General features: G+C 42.2%; 16 protein-coding genes and 1 pseudogene. 10 read left to right on the top strand and 7 right to left on the bottom strand.

The features are described 5' to 3' along the window. Positions 1-5: 5 nt before the first annotated feature. From FAM09_RS16360 to FAM09_RS16350, 3 genes are all read left to right on the top strand, one after another. The gene (locus FAM09_RS16360) at positions 6-1,838 is read left to right on the top strand and encodes a PAS domain S-box protein (protein WP_136578204.1); all 1,833 of its coding nucleotides are present in this window, start codon (positions 6-8) and stop codon (positions 1,836-1,838) included. After that, complete coding sequence (locus FAM09_RS16355) at positions 1,835-2,248, top strand: response regulator (RefSeq protein WP_136578203.1); 414 nt, start codon at positions 1,835-1,837, stop codon at positions 2,246-2,248. Before FAM09_RS16360 ends, FAM09_RS16355 begins: the two co-directional genes overlap by 4 nt. 195 nt (positions 2,249-2,443) lie before the next feature. Next, positions 2,444-5,521 (top strand): DUF6055 domain-containing protein, encoded by a 3,078-nt coding sequence (locus FAM09_RS16350; RefSeq protein WP_136578202.1) that lies wholly within the window; start codon positions 2,444-2,446, stop codon positions 5,519-5,521. A 113-nt stretch (positions 5,522-5,634) separates the two neighbouring features. Here FAM09_RS16350 and nhaA read toward each other — a convergent pair whose 3' ends face one another. After that, a complete protein-coding gene (gene nhaA / locus FAM09_RS16345; RefSeq protein ID WP_136578201.1) occupies positions 5,635-6,807 on the bottom strand; it encodes a Na+/H+ antiporter NhaA in 1,173 nt (390 codons plus the stop codon). Between the two features lie 122 nt (positions 6,808-6,929). Between nhaA and FAM09_RS16340 the strand changes: the two genes are divergently transcribed. The 5 genes from FAM09_RS16340 (at position 6,930) to FAM09_RS16325 (ending at position 10,499) form a co-directional block, all read left to right on the top strand. After that, positions 6,930-7,172, top strand: coding sequence for a hypothetical protein (locus FAM09_RS16340; RefSeq protein WP_136578200.1), 243 nt, complete (start codon positions 6,930-6,932; stop codon positions 7,170-7,172). 29 nt (positions 7,173-7,201) lie between these two features. Next, complete coding sequence (locus tag FAM09_RS30710) at positions 7,202-7,354, top strand: hypothetical protein (protein WP_153825456.1); 153 nt, start codon at positions 7,202-7,204, stop codon at positions 7,352-7,354. 252 nt (positions 7,355-7,606) lie between these two features. Next, a complete protein-coding gene (locus FAM09_RS16335) occupies positions 7,607-8,473 on the top strand; it encodes a COG1470 family protein (protein WP_136578199.1) in 867 nt (288 codons plus the stop codon). A gap of 12 nt (positions 8,474-8,485) precedes the next feature. Further along, positions 8,486-9,502 carry an ABC transporter ATP-binding protein gene (locus FAM09_RS16330; RefSeq protein WP_136578198.1) on the top strand — a complete coding sequence of 339 codons (1,017 nt, stop codon included), beginning with the start codon at positions 8,486-8,488 and terminating at the stop codon, positions 9,500-9,502. Further along, positions 9,438-10,499, top strand: coding sequence for an ABC transporter permease (locus FAM09_RS16325; protein ID WP_243751688.1), 1,062 nt, complete (start codon positions 9,438-9,440; stop codon positions 10,497-10,499). Before FAM09_RS16330 ends, FAM09_RS16325 begins: the two co-directional genes overlap by 65 nt. A 364-nt stretch (positions 10,500-10,863) precedes the next feature. On the opposite strand, the gene FAM09_RS31270 is transcribed toward FAM09_RS16325, so the two are convergent. From FAM09_RS31270 to FAM09_RS16300, 6 genes and pseudogenes are all read right to left on the bottom strand, one after another. Then, on the bottom strand, positions 10,864-11,703 hold the full coding sequence (locus FAM09_RS31270; protein ID WP_243751703.1) for a M13-type metalloendopeptidase: 840 nt from the start codon (positions 11,701-11,703) through the stop codon (positions 10,864-10,866). Next, positions 11,695-12,878 (bottom strand): annotated as a pseudogene (locus FAM09_RS31265) (M13 family peptidase); the annotation flags it as partial. The pseudogene FAM09_RS31265 and the gene FAM09_RS31270, both read right to left, overlap by 9 nt. 289 nt (positions 12,879-13,167) lie before the next feature. Continuing rightward, on the bottom strand, positions 13,168-14,724 hold the full coding sequence (locus FAM09_RS16315) for a SulP family inorganic anion transporter (protein ID WP_136578196.1): 1,557 nt from the start codon (positions 14,722-14,724) through the stop codon (positions 13,168-13,170). Positions 14,725-14,735: 11 nt separating this feature from the next. Then, the gene (locus FAM09_RS31590) at positions 14,736-14,900 is read right to left on the bottom strand and encodes an Hsp20 family protein (RefSeq protein ID WP_136578466.1); all 165 of its coding nucleotides are present in this window, start codon (positions 14,898-14,900) and stop codon (positions 14,736-14,738) included. A gap of 312 nt (positions 14,901-15,212) precedes the next feature. Continuing rightward, a complete protein-coding gene (gene groL, locus FAM09_RS16305) occupies positions 15,213-16,844 on the bottom strand; it encodes a chaperonin GroEL (RefSeq protein WP_136578195.1) in 1,632 nt (543 codons plus the stop codon). Positions 16,845-16,913: 69 nt separating this feature from the next. Beyond that, a complete protein-coding gene (locus tag FAM09_RS16300) occupies positions 16,914-17,195 on the bottom strand; it encodes a co-chaperone GroES (protein WP_136578194.1) in 282 nt (93 codons plus the stop codon). Between the two features lie 286 nt (positions 17,196-17,481). Here FAM09_RS16300 and FAM09_RS16295 point away from each other — a divergent pair, with 286 nt between their 5' ends. Both FAM09_RS16295 and FAM09_RS16290 read left to right on the top strand, forming a co-directional pair. Further along, on the top strand, positions 17,482-19,743 hold the full coding sequence (locus FAM09_RS16295; protein ID WP_136578193.1) for a serine hydrolase: 2,262 nt from the start codon (positions 17,482-17,484) through the stop codon (positions 19,741-19,743). A gap of 138 nt (positions 19,744-19,881) precedes the next feature. Next, a complete protein-coding gene (locus tag FAM09_RS16290) occupies positions 19,882-20,418 on the top strand; it encodes a YbhB/YbcL family Raf kinase inhibitor-like protein (protein ID WP_136578192.1) in 537 nt (178 codons plus the stop codon). Positions 20,419-20,471 lie beyond the last annotated feature (53 nt).

Below are 20,471 nucleotides of genomic sequence, written 5' to 3'. Positions count from 1 at the left end.
ACTCCATGTGGTCATCCTTACTGCAACATGCGAATGATGCTATATTTGCCATTGATCTTTCGGGTAAAATACTGCAATGCAACTCATGTGTAGAGAAATTTTATGGCTACCTGCCGGAAAATATCGTTGGAAGCCAATACATAATATTATTGCCTGAGGTGAGGCAGAAAGAATTTGAAAATATAAGAGATAATCTTTTGTTTGGGGAACAATCTGCCCCCTTTGAAACAGAAAGGGTCACACAAAATAAATCGCTTATAAAAGTATCGGCTTCTTACTCTGCCATTCGGGACAATTCTGGAAGGATAATTGGCATTTCTGTTATTGAAAGAAAAGTAATGCATCGTAAAACCTTGGAAAGTAAGGCTCAAGCCCTATTGGAAACGGCTCCCGATGCTATGGTGATCGTAAACGCCTATGGACAAATAATTCTTGTCAACGCGCAAACAGAAAAACTATTCGGTTATGCTAAAAATGAATTGTTGGGACAGGATGTGGAAATGTTGATCCCCGATCGTTTTGTAAGCAGACATAAGGGCCACAGGAAGAATTTTTTTGAAAACGCAAAGGCCAGAACGATGGGGGAAGGACAGGAGTTGTTTGGCAGGCACAAAACGGGCGCTGAGTTTCCCGTTGAAATCAGTTTAAGCCCACTGGAAACCGAAGAAGGGCTACTGGTGTCTGCAGCAATAAGGGATATTTCACAACGAAAAAAGGCAGAAGAAAAATTCAGAAATTTGTTGGAGTCTGCTCCGGATGCAATCATCATTGTAAATGAGTCGGGTTCCATTCAGTTAGTGAATGCGCAAACCGAAAAAATGTTTGGATATAACCGGGTTGAAATGATCGGTTATAATATAGAACTATTAATGCCCGTTCGTTATAATTCGATTCATCAGGTTCACCGTGTTAATTATTTCAAGAACCCCAAAGCAAGGAAGATGGGGGAAGGGTTCGATTTGCATGGAAGAGATAAAAGCGGTAAAGAATTTCCTGTTGAAATAAGCCTGAGCCCTTTAGAAACCGAAGATGGTTTACTCGTATCGGCAGCTGTCAGGGATATTTCGGAAAAAAAGAAACTGGAGAATCAGATAAAAGAGATAAATATTAATCTTGAAAAGAAAGTTCATCAAAGAACAGAAGAACTGGAAACAAAAAATAAAGAGCTTGAACAATTCGCGTATGTGGCGTCTCATGATTTGCAGGAACCGCTGAGGACCATATCCAGCTTTGTTGGTTTCCTTAAGGAAGAGTATTATAGGAAAATGGATGACATTGCTGATAGTTATCTGGACTATATTTTCCATGCTGCGGACCGGATGCAGACACTTATTAAGGACCTGCTGGATTATTCAAGGATAGGCAGAATGAGGGTATTACATGAAGTGGATTGCAATACGGTACTTTCCCAGGTAATGGCTGATTTGAGCAGCGCTATTGAAGAAGCCAATGCAAAAATTTCTGTCACAGAAGCCTTGCCGGTTGTGAACGGTTATCCAACAGAAATTAAGCAACTCTTTCAAAACCTGATCAGTAATTCTATAAAATTTCACAGGGATAATGCTCCGCCAGTAATAACAATTTCTTCCCAAAAAATACCCGGTGGATGGAGTTTCTCTTTCAGAGACAATGGAATAGGAATAGAGCAGCAACATCAGGAAAGAATATTTATCATTTTCCAACGATTGCACAATCGAACGCAGTATGAGGGCTCAGGCATAGGATTGTCACATTGTAAAAAGATAGTGGAATTACATGGAGGAAAAATATGGGTGGAATCACAACTGGATAAGGGAAGTAATTTTCAATTTACTATTTCTGAAAAGGAAAAAGAATGAGAAAGATCAATTCTGTTTTGCTTATTGATGATGACGAGCCAACAAATTTCATTAATAAAAAGATTTTACAAAGTTCAGGGCGGGTAGAAGTTATTCATGTTGCTAATGGAGGTACAGAAGCCTTACGGATCCTAAGCAACAACAAAAATAACTTAAATAATAGTTTCATCCCTGACGTTATCTTTTTGGATATCAACATGCCGGCTATGGATGGCTGGGAATTTCTTATAGAATTCAAGAAGCTCGAAAACCTGAAAGCTGAAAGAATAATCATTGTAATGCTTACTACATCGCTTAATCCCGACGATGAATTAAAAGCCAAAGGAATTAAAGAAGTGTATATGTACAAAAACAAACCTTTGACAAAGGACATGATTGAGGAAATAATTAATAATAATTTTAGTTTTTAGTGTTATGCACATAGTAATACTATGGCAAACAGGTTAACTTCCAGATGTTTTTAGTTAATATCAGGCATTCTTATAATCACATCTTTCGTTATCTTCATTTCGTTACGTGATGACCAACTTTTCACATCGTTTATTGTAACACACCTCCGGTGTGCGTTGTTGTATTGCCCATTCATTCCAGTTAAACTTTATCTTATGCGCTACCTCTACGCACTTGTATTTCTATGTCTTGCGCTCCATGCAAGCGCCCAAAAGCAGGTGTACATTCCCGGGGTATTTCTAACAGACCCCGCCCTCAGCACATGGTCGTACAGCCGTTCGGTACAATCGGAAAACTTTGTATGCTTTTGGGGACCGGTAGTAGGGGAGCATCCGGAAATCTATTCCGATCCCAACCTCCGGTTCACGCCTGCCCATGTACTGGATACGCTGGAAAAGCTCTACGACAAATTTGTTCATGAGATCCGGTTCTGTAATGAGGATACTTCCACCAATCTCGGTAAGTACAAGATCATTATTGTCATCAACGATACCTGGCCGCCGGGAGGCCCTACAGGCTGGGCCTTTGGCAGTAGCTATGATGATGTGATCGGGGCCATGTGGGTTCATCCGAATGCAGTACGTGACGGAGCTGTGCTTAGTCATGAGCTTACGCATTCGCTTCAGGGACAGAACAACATCGACCGCAATAAGGCAGGAGGCTTCAGGAACCAGTCTACCGGTTCGTTCTGGGAAACACATGCCAATTTCATGCGGCTGCAGGTATATCCACAGTTTGCCAAAGAAGATGTACCCCGGTGGATGGCTACACGCAGCTTCCAGTATTCTTCCACTCGTCACCACTATTGTGCATTCAATCTGCTGCTCACGATACAGGAGCTCGACAGCCTTGGCATGGTGAGCCGCCTCTGGCACGAGTCGGCGGCCAATGAACATCCGCTGATAACCTATCGCCGGCTGAAAGGCTGGACACAAAGCCAGTTGAATGACTTCATATGGGAATATGCTAAGCGCGATGTCATTGCCGATCATACCGTGTTGGGTACCGGTGCTTATATACGGGCCGAACGTCGCCGCCTGCAGAATGCAGAGCCTCATTACCTGTGGCGGCAATACACTTTATTGAAACGTGTGAATGACTCGCTGCCCCGGTACGTGGTGCCGGATTACCAGGCGCCGCAGGATTATGGATACAACATCATTCCATTGCATCCCACTTGTGCAAACAGGATAGTGAAAGTGAAGTTCAGGGGCCATGCAGAAACGGCCGGCGCCGGCTGGCGGTATGGCTTTGTAGCGGTGAAGACAGATGGTACAACAGCACGCTATAGCGCTTCTTATTCTGCATCGGAGGCGGAAGTGACATTTGCCATGAAGGAAGATGAAACGCTACTTTACCTCGTGGTGTCGGGAGCGCCCTCATCACATACCACCTATGTATGGGAGGCGGGATTCCCCAAAATAAAAAGATTCCCTTACGAAATAAGCATTGTCAATGCGGCGCCCGAAGGCTACCAGGCCGGTTTCCGAGATGAGTTCAGATCGGCAGGTCATATCCATGCCAATGGTGGCGGCTGGGTAAGCAATAGCGCTACAGTGGATGCTTCTGTGTATGTAGGGCCAAAGGCCATTGTACGAGGCGCTGCCAGGCTTACTGGTAATGTACGGGTGGAAGGCACTGCCTGGGTTGAAAACGCCGTGTTGAGCAACGACGTAGTGGTAAGCGGTAACGGCCATGTGTTTGGTGGTACGCTGAGTGGCAGCGTGCAGGTAACGGATAATGCCATCCTAAACTATTGCACCCTATCGGGCAATGTGGTAGCGAAACACAATGCGTTGGAATGGGGTGTAACCCTGGGCAGCGGCGTAGTGGTAGGAGGCGATGCGGAAACAGGCAGTTGTAGCACCTCCGGTGTATACCTGCAAACACCCCATTTCAACAATGGCCGTGCAGCATGCGATGGCAAGGGAGCTGCCGATGTTTCCAATATCGATGTCAATCCTGCTTATGCATTGTTCTCCAATGAGGCAATGGCCATCAGTGGATCGCCTGAATGTGTTCCGGCTGAGTTTCTACAAAACCTTGCCCTGACCGCGACGCCAGCTACTTCATATGTATCGCCCTGGGAGTCGTTGGCGGCTATCAAAGACGGCTTTACACCTGCAGGCTCCGGCGACCGGGGGCATGGTGTATATGGAAACTGGAATAATCCAAATTCTTTTCAATGGGTACAGTATGAATGGCCACAATCGTACCTGATCAATAAAACGGAGGTATATTGGTTTGATGATAATACAGGGGTGCGTATTCCGGATACGGCCTATGCCGAATACTGGAAAGACAATGCGTGGGTTTCTCTTGGTCCGGTTCCCGTACAGCGCGATGTATTCAATACCGTTTTTCCGGGTGGCATACGTACCAATAAGATCAGGTTGTTGATGCGCAGCAATATTCAATCAACAGGCATCATAGAATGGCGGGTATGGGGTTCCGATTCAGCCCTGCCGGCCCCTGGTTACAAACTGTTGTCCTTTGCCGGTACCCGAACAGATGGGGCCAATCAATTACAATGGGAAACGATGGCCGATGACCTCATAGCACATTATGAACTGGAATATGGTACCGACAGCATTCATTTCATCAGGGTGGCAACTGTGGCAAAGAACCTGGCACAGCGTTACCGGACTACTCATGCCAGCAATAGCGGCAACAGTTATTATAGATTGCGGCAGGTGTTTATTTCCGGAAGCAGCGCATATAGTACTGTTGTGAAGATCAGTACGGTAACGGAAAACCTGGCCATGCTGGCCACGGCCTCTACCTCTTATGTATCTCCCTGGGAAACGCTTGGCGCCGTAAACGACGGGTTTACACCGTTACATTCCAACGATAAAAGCAACGGCGCTTATGGCAACTGGTATAACCCTGATTCACTGCAATGGGTAGCCTACGAATGGCCGGCCAATAGCGTGATTGATAAAGTGGACATTTACTGGTTCGACGATGGTGGAGGCGTACGCACACCCACCACGGCGTACCTTGAATACCGGAATGACAGTGGTTGGGTACGGGTAGCAGATGTGCCGCTGGTAAAAGATGCGTTCAATCAGGTTCCTTTGAACGGCCTCAATACCAGCCGTTTGCGTGTGGTGATGAAAAACAATGTGGAATCCACCGGCATCCTGGAATTCAGGGTATGGGGTTATTATTCATTGCCCGCAGCAGAAAGATTGATCGTACTGTACAAAGACCCTTCTTATAATAAGCTGTAGACAATGCGATCCACAACCACCTGCAGATACAGAATGAAACCGGTGAAGGGGAACGGCATCGAAAATATCATTATGAGCAATTTCCTGGCACGCTCGTTACTATCCTCATTGTATTATAGTAATTGTAATAATCGTTTGCTTTTGGCCTTCTTCAAAATAGCAAGTCCGGTCACAGATGCCAGCAGGGAAGCAAAAAGAATACTGATCTTTGAATTATTAATTATTTCGGGATCGTTAAAAGCAAGGTTGGTAATAAATATGCTCATGGTAAATCCTATTCCGCCTAAACAGGCAGCACCGGCTATCTGGCGCCAGGTGATATCGGTTGAAAGCGTGGCTACTTTAAATTTAACTGCCAAAAAAGTGAACAGGAAAATGCCAAGAAACTTACCCAGCACAAGGCCGGTAATAATTCCTATTGAATTGCTACTGGTAAAACCCTCCAGAACATTCTTTGGAAAAATAATTGCTGTATTAGCCAGTGCAAAAATGGGAAGAATGATAAATGCTACGGGATTATGTAAGAAATGCTGCAGATGATACGATGGATTTTTATCATCTTCCTTATGAAAAGGGATGGCAAAGGCTAATAAAACACCAGCTATAGTGGCATGCACGCCAGACTTCAACATTAAATACCACATCACAATTCCTCCTGCTAAATAAATCGGCAGCCAGTAAACACGTTTTTTCCCTAATATGAATAGAATAAGAAAAACCATTAAGGCTCCAAGGAAGAAATACAAATTGAAACTTTTGGTATAGAACAGGGCAATTACGGTTATTGCGCCTAAATCGTCAATTATAGCCAATGCGGTAAGGAATATTTTTAGCGAAACCGGCACCCTTTTACCAGCCAGGGAAAGTATGCCTAATGCAAAAGCTATATCGGTCGCCATAGGTATTCCAAAACCGCTTTGAGTATTGGTTCCTGCATTAAATATAAAATGCAGCAGAGCCGGCACAACCATTCCTCCTGCAGCAGCCAGTATAGGTAATATTGCGTGCTTGAAATCCGATAGTTCCCCAATGTAGAGCTCCCGCTCAATCTCAAGCCCTACCAATAAAAAAAATATTGCCATAAGACCGTCGTTCACCCAATGCTCGTAACTATAGTTCAACCCTAAAAAAGACAGATCCAGATGACTATGCCATAGGTTTACATACTTTTCCCCTACATTACTGTTGGCAATTAACATAGAGATAAGCGTACACCCGATCAAAATAAATCCGCTGGCTTTTTCGCTTTGAAAGAAACCTTTAAATAAGTCCCATTTTTTTGCCATAATGTTTTATTTAACCTGTAATAGCTGTATTAATTCTCCTGTGTTTATGGTCCGTTATTAGATGTTTTACAATTGTTTTAAGTATGTGCAAGGGCATGAAAATTGATGCATATAACTAAATCATGAATAAAATTCTTGTTCCAACCGATTTTTCAGATACTGCACTGAAAGCGGCTTTATATGGAGATGGTGTAAGCAGTAGCGGTTACCTGAATAATGCCGAGTTATACGCCGGGAATATGGAATATATAATAGCGACCAATTCCGTTCCGCTCACCGGCGGTACGTTGACGCTGCAAACGGGAACGGTTAATAATTATAAAATGCCGCTTTTGGCGCCGATGGCCGGTATACTTACCAGGTAATTCGTGTACCTGTATATTACAGCCTCGTTATGAACGCCGACATTACGCCGCCCAGGTGGGATGGGACTACCGGGGGAGTAATAGTGATGGCGGTAACCAACAACTTTATCATGAATGGGTATGCTATCAACGTGGCGGCGGCGGCGTACGAGCCGGCAATACCAGTTAAAAACAGGCCTTAATGAATTGCGGCTAACCGACCTGCAAAGCTTGCCGAACGGAATATATTTTGTCAAAGCTTCCGATGGCGCCCATTACCGGAATGGTAAATTGGTAATTCATAATTAATGCTGTATGGATTGATTCATTGTTTGCATCTCTACTCAAAAAAAGTTAATTTTTATTTGGAAGAAATATTTTCCCTGCATTAAATTAGCCTGCCTTTTTTGAGGCGCTTTTATTCTATTAATAAATCTAATCTATTTGTTAATCTTATGTTAGCGCAACATCGTCAACCCCGGCGCATTGAAGGCCGTGGACTTTTTGTCCCTCTTTTTGTACTTTTTTCTTTATCAATCACTTTATTACCTTTTCAATCGGTTATCGCACGACCGGGACCAGTAAAGACCTCCAGCTTTTCTGCCCGTTTTATGAATTTGGAAGCTACCGCGAAGGAAACATTTCGCTACAATGCTTCACTCTTCAATGGTCAGAACCGGTCAGTCGTTTATGAATTACAAACCATTGTTCCACCAGGATGGAGTAGCAGTTTTCGCATAGATGGGATGCAGGTTACCTCTTTCAAACTGGACTCAAACAAATTACAGGACATTTCTATTGAACTAACCCCGTCACCTGCTGTAAAACCCGGTAAATACGCGATTCCCGTTAAGGCTGTCTCTGACCAGGGGACGCTGGAACTGAACCTTGAAGCGGTAGTGAAAGGTTCGTATTCACTTGAATTAACAACGCCTTCCGGCCTGTTAAGCGATGAGGTAACGGAAGGCAAGCGGAAGCCCATTTACCTTTCTTTAAAAAACCAGGGCACCTTGCCACTCGACAACCTTGATCTATCTGCACAAACGCCTTCAAAATGGAATGTCACCTTCGAACCTTCCAAAATTGACCATTTGGAACCTGGTAGTGCCGTTACTGTAACCGCAAGTTTAAACGTTCCGGATAAAACCATAGCAGGCGACTACCTTACAACCTTCACGGCCAACAATGCTAATACTACTTCCAGTGTTTCATACAGGTTGACCGTCACAACCTCCTGGCTAACAGGCTGGCTCGGTGTGCTGATTATTTTAATAGCCATCGGAATAGTGTATATTCTCATTCGAAAATATGGTAGAAGATAAGATACTTTCATTATGAAAAATCCTGTCATTGAATTAATAGGGTTGACTAAACTTTATGGTTCATTGAAGGCGGTAGATAATCTGAACCTGGAAATTTCCAAAGGAGAGATCTATGGTCTTCTTGGACCAAACGGGGCCGGCAAAACAACTACCATTCTTATGATGCTGGGGCTTACAGAGCCAACTTCAGGAAAGGTTTCGGTATGCGGCTATAATGCTACCAGCAACCCTGTTGCGGTGAAACAAAAAGTTGGTTACATGCCGGATAATATGGGATTTTATGACGGTATGAATGCTCTTGACAATCTGGTATACATAGGCAGGTTAAATGGCATTCCCGAATCCAGGGTTAAAGAAAGGGCTGTTGAACTTATGGAGCTGGTAGGTTTATCAAAGGCTATTGATAAAAAAGCCGGCACCTATTCCAGGGGGATGAAGCAACGTTTGGGGCTTGCCGAGGTACTCATTAAACAACCGGAAGTTATCATCCTTGACGAACCTACGCTGGGAATAGATCCAGCTGGTGTAAAAGAGTTTTTAACCCTTATAAAGGAGCTCAGCAAACAGCAAAGCATCACTGTTTTATTATCGAGTCACCACCTTAACCAGGTTCAACAGGTTTGTGACCGGGTAGGTATTTTTGTGGAAGGCCGGTTGCTGGCCAGCGACAATATTGACAAACTGTCAACTCATTTATTTTCCCGCGAGGCACACGTGGTCATAATCACGTTTGCCCATCCACTGCAAAATATAGAAGAATATAACCAGCAACTATTAAATATTGAAGGAGTAAATGCAATAGAAATGCACGATAACACCATTGAAATATCCTGTACAAGAAATGCCACCCCTGAATTTGTACGTTTTTTTGTTGAGAAAGGCCAGGATATCATGGGTGTTCAGCGGAAAGAATATGGTCTTGAAGAAATTTATCAACGATATTTTGAAAATACACTAACTGAAAATGAAACCAATGGAAAGTCCGGTAGTATATTTCAAAGGTCTTTTTTCAAAAAAATTAAAAAGTAATGCGCTTACAGTTGTTGGCGCCAGTAGCATATCTAAACACAAGCAGCCTGTTTCACCCTTTGTGGTTATCGTTAAAAAAGAAATTGGCGATCAGGTAAGGAGCTGGCGTTTTATAGTTTTGTTGGTGTTAATAGTGCTCACATTTTTGGGTTCTATGTATGTGTCGATGACCAATATCACAAACCCCGCTGCCAGTTCCGCGATACCAGACAATGGACTGTTGTATTTAAAGATACTGACCACTACAGATGGCTCCCTTCCATCGTTCCACATTTTCATGAGTTTCCTGGGCGCCATATTGGGAATTGGTCTTGGGTTCGATGCCGTAAATTCGGAACAACAAAACGGTACATTGATCAGGTTGCTGGCCCAGCCGATATATCGTGACAATTTTCTTTTAGCCAAATTCATAAGCCCTCTTATAGTTATTTCTGCATTATTCCTTTCGCTGGGCTTGCTGATGATTGGTGGTGGATTGGTCATTACAGGGGTTTCTATTGAAATAGTGGAGGTATTACGGATACTGACGTTTATTTTGCTAACGGTACTCTATGTGGGCTTTTGGTTAAGTTTATCTATTTTACTTTCGGTGAAATTTAAACAAGCGACCACTTCGGCGCTTACAGCAATAGGCATTTGGCTCTTTTTTACGATCTTTTATAAGATTGTAGTCAATATGGTGGTAAAGGCTTTTTTACCAGACCCGGCGTTTCTTTCGCAAACTGACATTCTGGATTATAATAATTTAATACTGGGTTTCCTCCGGTTTGCACCAAGTCAGCTTTATACAGATGCCACAACCGTAATGCTAATGCCTGCTGTGCGAAGCCTGGGGCCGCTTACAATGGAACAAATGGCAGGCGCTATTCCGGCTCCATTATCATTCAGGGAAAGCGTATTGATCGTTTGGCCCCAAATTACTGGTTTGATTGCTGCAACTGTAATGTGTTTTGCCATTTCATATTACTGGTTTATGCGAAGAGAAATCAGATCATAAACCAGAAGGCTGAAAGATGTTTTTGCTTTTTCGTTTTTAGGCATCATTCAAATGGAAGCTCCGGCTGAATGAACGTTTCCGGTATTCCTGCCTTATTTGTCATATCAATAAGCTACAGGCAATGAAATGTATGGAATATCGCTGTAATGGTGTCGCTTATTGTTTTGCTGTGTAAATTTTGAGACATTCAGTAGAACAAAAATAGTGATTGCTTTTACCGGGATGCATATTTTTCAATGCTTTTACCCTGCCGGTCTACAAACCATTTGTCTGCTTCTGCATAGGCAATTGGCAGGCGTTGCTGAATCTTTAGAATTGATTACCATTTTTACACTAAAACTGCTTCAGTACCGGCCGCTCCAATTTACCAGATTTTGATTTGCTTATCATTGTCGAGATACATCATCTCGCCAGGTTTCACATTAAAAGCTGAGTAAAAAGCCGGGGTGTTCATCAGTGGGCCATTCACCCGCCACATGGGTGGCGAATGAGGATCGTTATTTACCCAGTAGCGCAAGTATTCGTCTTTCATTTTCACCCGCCAGATCCTGGCTACTGAAAAGAAAAATCGCTGAATGGGTGTAAACCCACCGATCCTCGTGGTATCCTGTCCCTGTTCGGTCATTTTAAAAGCGTCAAGAGCCACGGCAACGCCGCTTATATCTGCTGTATTTTCTCCTACAGTAAGCGCGCCTTTCACATGAATGCTGTCCAGTACGGTGAATTTGTTGTATAGGTCAATGACCTGTTGGGTGATGGCCTTAAACTTTTCGTAGTCTTTCGGTGTCCACCAGTTTTTTACGTTCCCGTCTTTATCAAACTGGGCTCCCTGGTCATCAAAAGTATGCGTCAATTCATGTCCGATAACCATACCGATACCCCCATAGTTAAGGGCGTCATCGGCATTATTGTCGAAATAGGGAGATTGCAGAATTCCGGCGGGAAACACAATTTCGTTGGCGTAAGGATTATTATAAGCGGTAACTGTGGAGGGGGTAGTGAACCACTCGGTTTTATCAACAGGTTTCCCCAATTTGGCCAGCTTATATTGGAAATTGTTTGCAGCCGCCGACACCACATTTTCAAAATATTTATTCCTAACAATAGTCACATGGCTGTAATCACGCCATTTATCAGGGTACCCGATCTTTTTTGTAATGGCAAATAATTTTTCCCTGGCTTTTTGCTTAGTGCTGTCACTCATCCAGTTCAACTGGTCGATCCGGTTTGAAAAGGCCTTTTGCAGATTATTCACCAGTTCCAGCATTCGCGCTTTTGCCGATTCGGGGAAATATAGCTTTACATACAATTGTCCCAGTGCATATCCCAGGTAGTTGTCTACCGCGCTGGTCATTACTTCTCCGCGTGGCTTTTGTACAGCTTGTCCGGTTAGGGCCTTGTTATACTCAAAGGATGCATCCACAAAAGGCTTGCTCAAATAATCTGCATAACTACTAATATAGTTCGCTTTCAGGTATATTTTCCAATCCCCGAGCGGGACCGATTTCAGCAGCGTGTTCACTTTAGCGTAATAACCTGGTTGGCCACATTCAGCGAATCCATTGTGGCGCCCAGTGTTTTGAAGTAAGCTGTCCATCCTATATTATCTTGTTGTTTATTTAAATCAGCCAGGGCCATTTTATGAAAATTACCTTTTACATCCCGCGTTTCAATATTGGTTTTATGTGAAGCAGCCAGTTGTTTTTCAATATTGTAAACAAGCGTTGCGTTTTTTTGCGCCAAAATGGGATCGGTTCCAGTCAATGTAAAAAGAGCTGCGAGATATTTTTTATAGGCTTGCTGAATAGAAACGGAGGCGGAATCGGTCTTGAAATAATAATCCCTGTCGGGCATGCCGATACCCGATTGAGAAATATGTCCCATGTTTATGCTGCTGTTTTCCTGATCGGGCAAAACCTCAAAAGCAATGAGAGATACGGTTGACAGTTTGGCTTCTTCTGCTATGAATGAGGTCATATCAGAAATACTAGTGATGCCATTGATCCGGTTCAACCCGGTTTTGAGGGGTTCAAAACTGCGTTGGTTGATCATATTGGTATCCATTCCGGAAGCAAAGAAATCACCAATCTTTTGTTCCAGGCTACCCGGCACATTATTGCTTTTTGATATGCTATCGAGAATACCTTGCAACTTGAGGCGCTGCTGAAAGTTCATGAACCGGTAGGCGCCTACGCCCGACTGGCTCGCCGGTATTTGTACGGTATCGTACCATTGGGCATTTACATAATTAAAAAAATTGTCGCCCGGCTTGCGGGTCGAGTCTATTCCTTCAATAGCTATAAAGGATTTTCCGGTAGTACTTGTTTGGCAGGCAACAAAAGAAACTAAGGTGACAGATAGCAAAAACAAATTTTTCATATCGGTTTGGTTGGTGGCGAAACGATGCTGAATAATTGATAAAGATATCATTTTGGGTTTATAATTAAAGCAGCTACGTTCTACCTGAGGGAACTCTTCCGGTAACTATATCCATTAAGCGGGGTAAATGCAGGTATGTAAAATAGAAAAGCCTTCAACCATTCAATTTTGCAGGACTACTTATTAAAAGTTTATCTCAAACGTTTACAGCATGCAACCCAATGGAAGGATCAAGCTCAAAAACCTGCAAATGGCAGGGTAACATTTCTTGTTGCATAACTTAAATGTTTTAAGTAAGTTTCTTATTGTCAATACCTATCACTTCAAGTTCGATATTCTTCACATCGGCCCTTGTTTTAAAGTTGTTGATTATTTCTACGACATCATGATCAATAACTCTTGAATTGCGACCGTCGATAACAACCCTGGCATTAACAGGCACATGATTCAGCATTTGCAGAATACTTCCTTTGTTTAAAAAACTTACCTCTTCCGACAGAATAATATTGTATTCCCGTCCTTTCTCATGATTATATTCGATCATGTAGAATGGGTTTCTGAAATTGTTTCTAAGAATATAAAATATAGCCACGACCATACCAATAGCAATGCCTTGCAGTAAATCGGTAAATACAACACCGATAACCGTTACCATGAAAGGGATAAATTGACTCCATCCCAGTTTATACATTTCTTTAAAAAGAGATGGCTTTGCCAGTTTACAACCTACAACAATTAAAATACAGGCAAGCGTTGCGAGTGGTATCATATTTAAAATGCGTGGGATCAGCAATGCGCAAACCAATAGCAGAATGCCATGGACAATGGTCGAAAGTTTGGTGCGGGCGCCAAAAGAAATATTGGCCGTACTGCGTACTATTACCTGCGTGATCGGTAACCCTCCGATAAACCCTGAAACAATATTGCCAATACCCTGGGCCTTCAATTCCTGGTTGGTTGAAGTGATACGTTTTTCAGGATCTAATTTATCGGTTGCTTCAACGCATAATAGGGTCTCAAGACTTGCAACAATCGCAATGGTGAAACCAGTAACATAGACTTCCCAGTCAGCGATCCTTGAAAAATCGGGTAGCATAAACTGGTTAAAAAAATCTACGAAACCATCTGCCACAGGCAGGCTGACTACCTGGTCGGAACCCAACCGCAAATCGCCGCTACCCAATGAAAACAGATAATTAAAAAACACACCTGCAGTTACGGCAACTAATGGCCCTTGTAATACTTTAAATATTTTATGCTTTTTGATCAAAACAATTTCCCAAAACAACAGGATGGTCAGGGAAACAAGGGTGATGATCAAGGCACCTGGTGAAATTAAATTCAGCAAATCTGACACAGCACCAGGCAAAGCCGAAATGGTATTCTCATCATTTAATTGTTTAAAACCCACATTTCCTTCATAATCCTTATTATAACCCAGCGCATGTGGGACCTGTTTTAAAATTATTATCAATCCGATGCCTGTAAGCATTCCTTTTATAACGGAGGAAGGAAAAAAATAGGCAATAACGCCAAGTTTTGCCAGGCCCATAATAAACTGGATAATACCTGCAATTAATACAGCTAACAAGAATACCTCCCAGGTGCCCAGCTTTTCGATTGATTTAAAAACAATAACTGCCAGCCCGGCAGCAGGGCCGCTGACCCCAAGGGCAGATCCGCTAAGGCTTCCTACTACAATACCACCTACTATACCTGCAATAATACCTGCAAACAGTGGAGCTCCTGATGCAAGAGCAATGCCGAGACACAGTGGCAGAGCTACAAAGAATACAACTACTCCGGATGAGACATCACTCCTCAGATACCGAAACAAGCTTTTCATATTATGATATTTTAGACAAGCTTTCTATTTTCATAATGCGCGCTTATACAATTGGCATCAACGGTATCATTCAAATGGAAGCTCCGGCTAAATGAACGTTTCCGGTATTCCTGCCGAACCCATCCTTCCTCATTATTTGTTTCCTTGTTTTCATTATTTTCTTCATGTGTATCAATTAATAAATAACAAAGGGGTTATTAAAGTGATGGTCGTCATCGTCTCTTTTGCGGATAAACCTTAGTAGCGTACGCATATAATTTTTTAAAGGCAGCCGCAACTGATTGTACAACCTGCTTAATTGAGATCGCATACTTTACCTCCTGAATAAGCTATTATACAATAAGATTTCAGCAACAATTAAATTTCACTCAAATTGTGAGCAGGGGAGGAGGCTTGGCCATCACCCTGTTGAGCAGGTGGCTGAACAGATTTTTAAAATTGTTTACCATTGTTTTATGTTTTTAAAGGTTACTTAAAAATATAATTGTTTAATAATCCATTCCTCCCATTTCATGTGCAGCTACAGGTACTACAGCGTCTTTTTTGGGTTTATCAGCAATAACACATTCGGTTGTAAGTAACATGGCTGCAACGGAGGCTGCATGTTCCAGGGCAATTCGTGAAACCTTGGCAGGGTCTATTACGCCGGCTGCCATCAGGTTTTCATATTGTTCACTGCGGGCATTGAACCCATAGTCATCTTTACCCTTCTTAATGTTTTGAACTACGACACTTCCTTCCAGTCCGCAGTTGTAAACTATTTGACGCAGCGGTTCTTCTACGGCACGTTTTACAATGGCGATGCCGGTAGTTTCATCTTCATTACGGCCTTGCAAATCCTGTAACGTTTGGCTGGCCCGTATGTAAGCTACACCACCTCCGGGCACAATACCTTCTTCAACCGCGGCCCGCGTAGCATGCAATGCATCATCCACACGGTCTTTTTTCTCCTTCATTTCAACTTCGGTGGCAGCGCCCACATATAATACGGCAACACCGCCGGCTAAACGAGCCAGTCTTTCCTGCAATTTTTCTTTGTCATAGTCGGAGGTGGTGACAGCTATTTGGGCTTTTATTTGATTAATCCGGCCGGTGATCGCGTCCTTTTCCCCGTGACCGCCTATAACAGTTGTATTGTCCTTATCGATAGTGATAGTATCTGCCGAGCCGAGATGGGTCAGGTCGACATTTTCCAATGTGTAGCCCTGTTCTTCGCTGATAACAGTACCCTTTGTAAGTACGGCAATATCCTGTAACATTTCTTTTCTTCGGTCACCAAAGCCAGGCGCTTTTACAGCTGCAACCTTTAACGTACCGCGTAACTTATTAACCACAAGCGTAGCCAGCGCTTCCCCTTCAATATCTTCTGCGATAATTAACACCGGACGACCTGCTTTGGCTGTTTTTTCCAAAATGCCCACTATATCCTTCATAGCAGAAAGCTTTTTATCATAAATAAGGATATAGGGTTGTTGCAGTTCAGCCTGCATTTTTTCAGTATTGGTTACAAAGTAGGGAGAAATATATCCCCTGTCGAATTGCATTCCTTCTACTACAGCTACGCTTGTATCCGTTCCTTTGGCTTCTTCCACGGTGATCACGCCTTCTTTACCCACTTTGTTGAATGCCTGGGCTATCAAATCACCGATGGTTTCATCGTTGTTGGCAGAGATGGTAGCCACCTGGCGCATCTTGCCGGCATCGGTGCCTATTGTTTGTGATTGTTCACGCAGGTTTTTTACGATCGCTTCTACGCCTTTATCTATGCCGCGTTTCAGATCCATGGGGTTAGCGCCGGCAGCTACGTTCTTCAATCCCTCATGTATAATGGCCTGTGCCAGAACGGTAGCCGTGGTGGTGCCATCGCCTGCCAGGTCTGCTGTTCTGGAAGCTACTTCCTTCACCATCCGGGCGCCCATATTCTCAAGCGGGTCTTCCAGTTCAATTTCTTTGGCAACGCTTACGCCATCCTTGGTTATGGCGGGAGCGCCAAACTTTCTTTCAAGCACTACATTTCGGCCTTTAGGGCCAAGGGTTACTTTAACAGCGTTGGCTAACATATCAACGCCTTTTTTCATCCGGGTTCTTGCAGTTACATCAAAAAACAATTGTTTTGACATAGCTTATCTGATTTTTAGCGGTTGTAAATAAATATTCGTGAAATAATACTCACTGAGGTTGAATTATCATTAAAGGATTGCGAGAATATCAGACTCCCGCATAATCAGCAGTTGTTGCCCTTCATACTGGAATTCGGTACCAGCATACCTGCCATACAGTACCTCGTCCCCTATTTTCACGGTAGTGGGCTCGTCCTTCTTACCCGGACCGGCGGCCAATACTATTCCATGCTGCGGCTTTTCTTTTGCAGTATCCGGAATGATAATACCCCCTGGTGTTTTTTCGGTGGATGGTGCGGGCTTGATAATAACCCTGTCATGCAATGGAGTGGCTTTTACATTTTCTGTCATAACATATGATTTTGAATGAATTAAATACAAAGTCAGATTTTATTACGCGCATATAAAGCCTGCAGAAAAATTGTCTACAACTGGTATGCCATACGTAAATAATTTCGGGAACTGAAAAAAAAGCAGGAAATTTTTTCAGTTTTATGAGTAGGCATGTCATTTTATATTTGACAAAGGTTCATTTACTTTGATATAGGCTGCCCCGGCATTGCCAATACTCTTTTAATAATAAAATGGTTTTAACAAAGAGTTTACTAACGTCTGCCTATTTTTATTTAAAACCAAAATGAAAACTGCCGGCTTTGTTGCCCTTTTTCTTATTTTACAATCTTCGCTTTTATCGCAACCTGCAAACATTATTATCACTGGAAAAGTATTGGATAATAACAATACGCCCCTTGCTTATGCAAGTATAACTGCAAAGCACGCTGGCACCTTTAGCAATAAATTTGGCGAGTTCTTACTTAAATTACCCGCCGGTTATAACCCCGACACCCTGGTGATCTCATTTCTGGGTTATGAATCGCAAAAACTAAGCATATCCTCAATCAATACCTCAGAAATTTTAATTATAAAACTGGCAAAAAAGCCTGTTGTTTTACAGGAGGTAATTATAAAGCCTATAGATCCGGTTCAGTTGATTCAAAATGCCATTGCCAATATTCCGCTAAACTACTATTGCCATCCGCATATTATGAACGGCTTTTACAGGATTGATACCAAAAAGGGAGATGAACATATTATGTTGTCTGAAGCCGTATTTGATATCTATAATTATGGCTATGATTCCAAAAAGAAAAGTCAGTTCAGGCTGAACAAAATGAGGGCGATCCAGGATGAACAGGCTTCGCATGGGATTGATCTCGGGCTGAAGCCTAAAAATATTTTTGAATATGACATCGTTAAACATATTACAGAATCTGACCTGTTCAGTAAAAGCGGCCTCAAAAGTCACTGGTTTAAATTGCAGCGAATAATCGATTATAACGGAGTTGAGGCTTATGAGATCATATTTGACCAAAAAGATGGTATTAAGAAATCGCTGTATAAAGGAAAGTTATACATAGCTGTCAATGACCTGGCCTTTATCTCTATTGGGTTTACGAGAAGCCCGAAGGGTTTGCCCTATGCAGAATATGGGGATGCTGGAACAAGAGCGCTAATGAAACTGGTTGGAATAGACATAGATATTAAAAGGGATGATTTTCTTGTGAATTATAGCAAACCGGGCAATAAGTGGGTGCTGTCTGGAGTAAGAAACGACAACACGCTGAACTTTAAAAGCAACCGTGCCTATTACGATTTCAGTGCAGATATCCGGGTTGATTACATTGTTACAGGTATTGATACTGTCAATATTAAAGAGATAGCAGACAATGAAATGCTGGGAAACAACAAATTTATTGAATACCAGCCAGGCAGCAATGAAAGGGATTTCTGGAAAGATTACAATACCATTCTGGCTGATTACAATGCTGATACCATCGCATCGAAGATAATTGCAAAAAATGAAGCTTATAATCTAAAAGGTAAAATCGAAAAACGGCTGCAAAAACTACCAAATGATAAATCCGTGCGCATTGATTCGCTGCTAAGTTTCTACCATCAGCAGGGGATCTTTAACGGCGCTGCGCTTATAAAACAGGATGACCACATAATTTTTCAGAAAAATTATGGTTTGTCAGATCGTGAAAACAATGTACCCATAACGAGCAACACACAATTCAGGATTGGTTCACTTACTAAAACTTTTACCTCCCTGCTGATACAACAACTGATCACTGAAAATAAGATCAGCATATATGATCCTGTTGGCAAATTCATTCCTGGTTACATTCATAAGAATATTACCATAGAGCAGTTATTAACACATACTTCGGGCATCCCCAATTATACCGGCAGGCAAGATTATCTCAATGAAATAATGACCAGAGAGATTTCTCTCCCTGATATTGTCATCAAATTCTGCAGTGATTCATTAGCATTTAAGCCAGGTAGCGTATTTCAATATTCAAACTCCGGTTATGTAATCCTGGCAGCTATAATAGAAAACGTTACAAATAAAACGTACGGACAGGCATTAAAGGAAAGAATTTTTACCCCGCTTAAAATGGATCATTCAGGGTTTGCCTTGGATAGTATCAATTCAAAAGGTTATTGGTACAATTTGCCTGAACCTGCCTATAAAATAAAAAATGTAGCGGGGGCCGGTGGAATTATATCTACCGCAGCTGATCTGTTAAAATGGGATGAAGCATTATACACAACCAGGCTGCTGCCGACAGAAAAAATAAATGGATTATTTGAACCCAGGTCGGAATATGTTGACTGGGATGCCTGGTATGGATACGGCTGGATGATCGACAGAAAGCTATTTAACCAATCAAAAAAGCACACCCTTATATATCATCCGGGAACTGATTTTGGTTATTATACCATGTTCTTAAGGCAGCCAGACAATAAAAGTGTAATTATTTTGCTCAATAACAGTGGAGATTTTCCAAGATTTGATATCGCAGATTTGCTTTTGGATTTAATTAATCAATAGTTAATGGCTAACTCAATATCGAAGAACAATTCTTACTCAGCCAAAATTGGTGCAAAAATTTATGTATATTGAAGAGTTGTGCGAAATGTATTGAACTAGAAACATGCCCAAAAATTAACCGTCTACTAAAACACAGATATGAACACTCAAAATGGTGTTAAGACACACTTTTTTTTACTGATTTTTATTTTTTTGACAAGTGTGACAAGGTCGCAAACTGCAGATACGTTTAAACTAATCAGCTCAGCTTTCGAAGAAGGGAAGCCCATTCCTGCCAAATATACATGCGATAGCATTAATATATCGCCACCGCTTAGCTGGAGGGGATTTCCTGAAAAAACGAAAAGTTTTGCTTTAATTATGGATGATCCCGACGCGCCAATGGGTACCTGGGTACATTGGGTAATTTATAATATACCCGGCACAATTAGTCATCTTGAGGAGAAAAAAAGTGGCGAGCAAATTAAAGCAGTAGATGGTTTAAATAGTTGGAATGAAAAGGGGTACAGCGGTCCTTGTCCGCCAGGAGGAACGCATCAGTATAATTTCAAATTATATGCTTTGGATAAAATTTTAACTTCAAAAGAGGGGATGACAAAAGCTGAGCTTCTCGATGCGATGAAAGATCATATACTGGGTGAGACTACACTAACCGGCTTATTCAGGAATTACTAAATGATCGTATGACCAAAAAGCCCCTTCAAATGCAATTATTTAAAGGCGCTTTT

This window comes from Niastella caeni (genome assembly GCF_004834005.1).
Taxonomy (GTDB): domain Bacteria; phylum Bacteroidota; class Bacteroidia; order Chitinophagales; family Chitinophagaceae; genus Niastella; species Niastella caeni.
The sequence above is the reverse complement of the archived record's forward strand: the minus strand, read 5'-3'. Positions and strand labels throughout refer to the sequence as shown.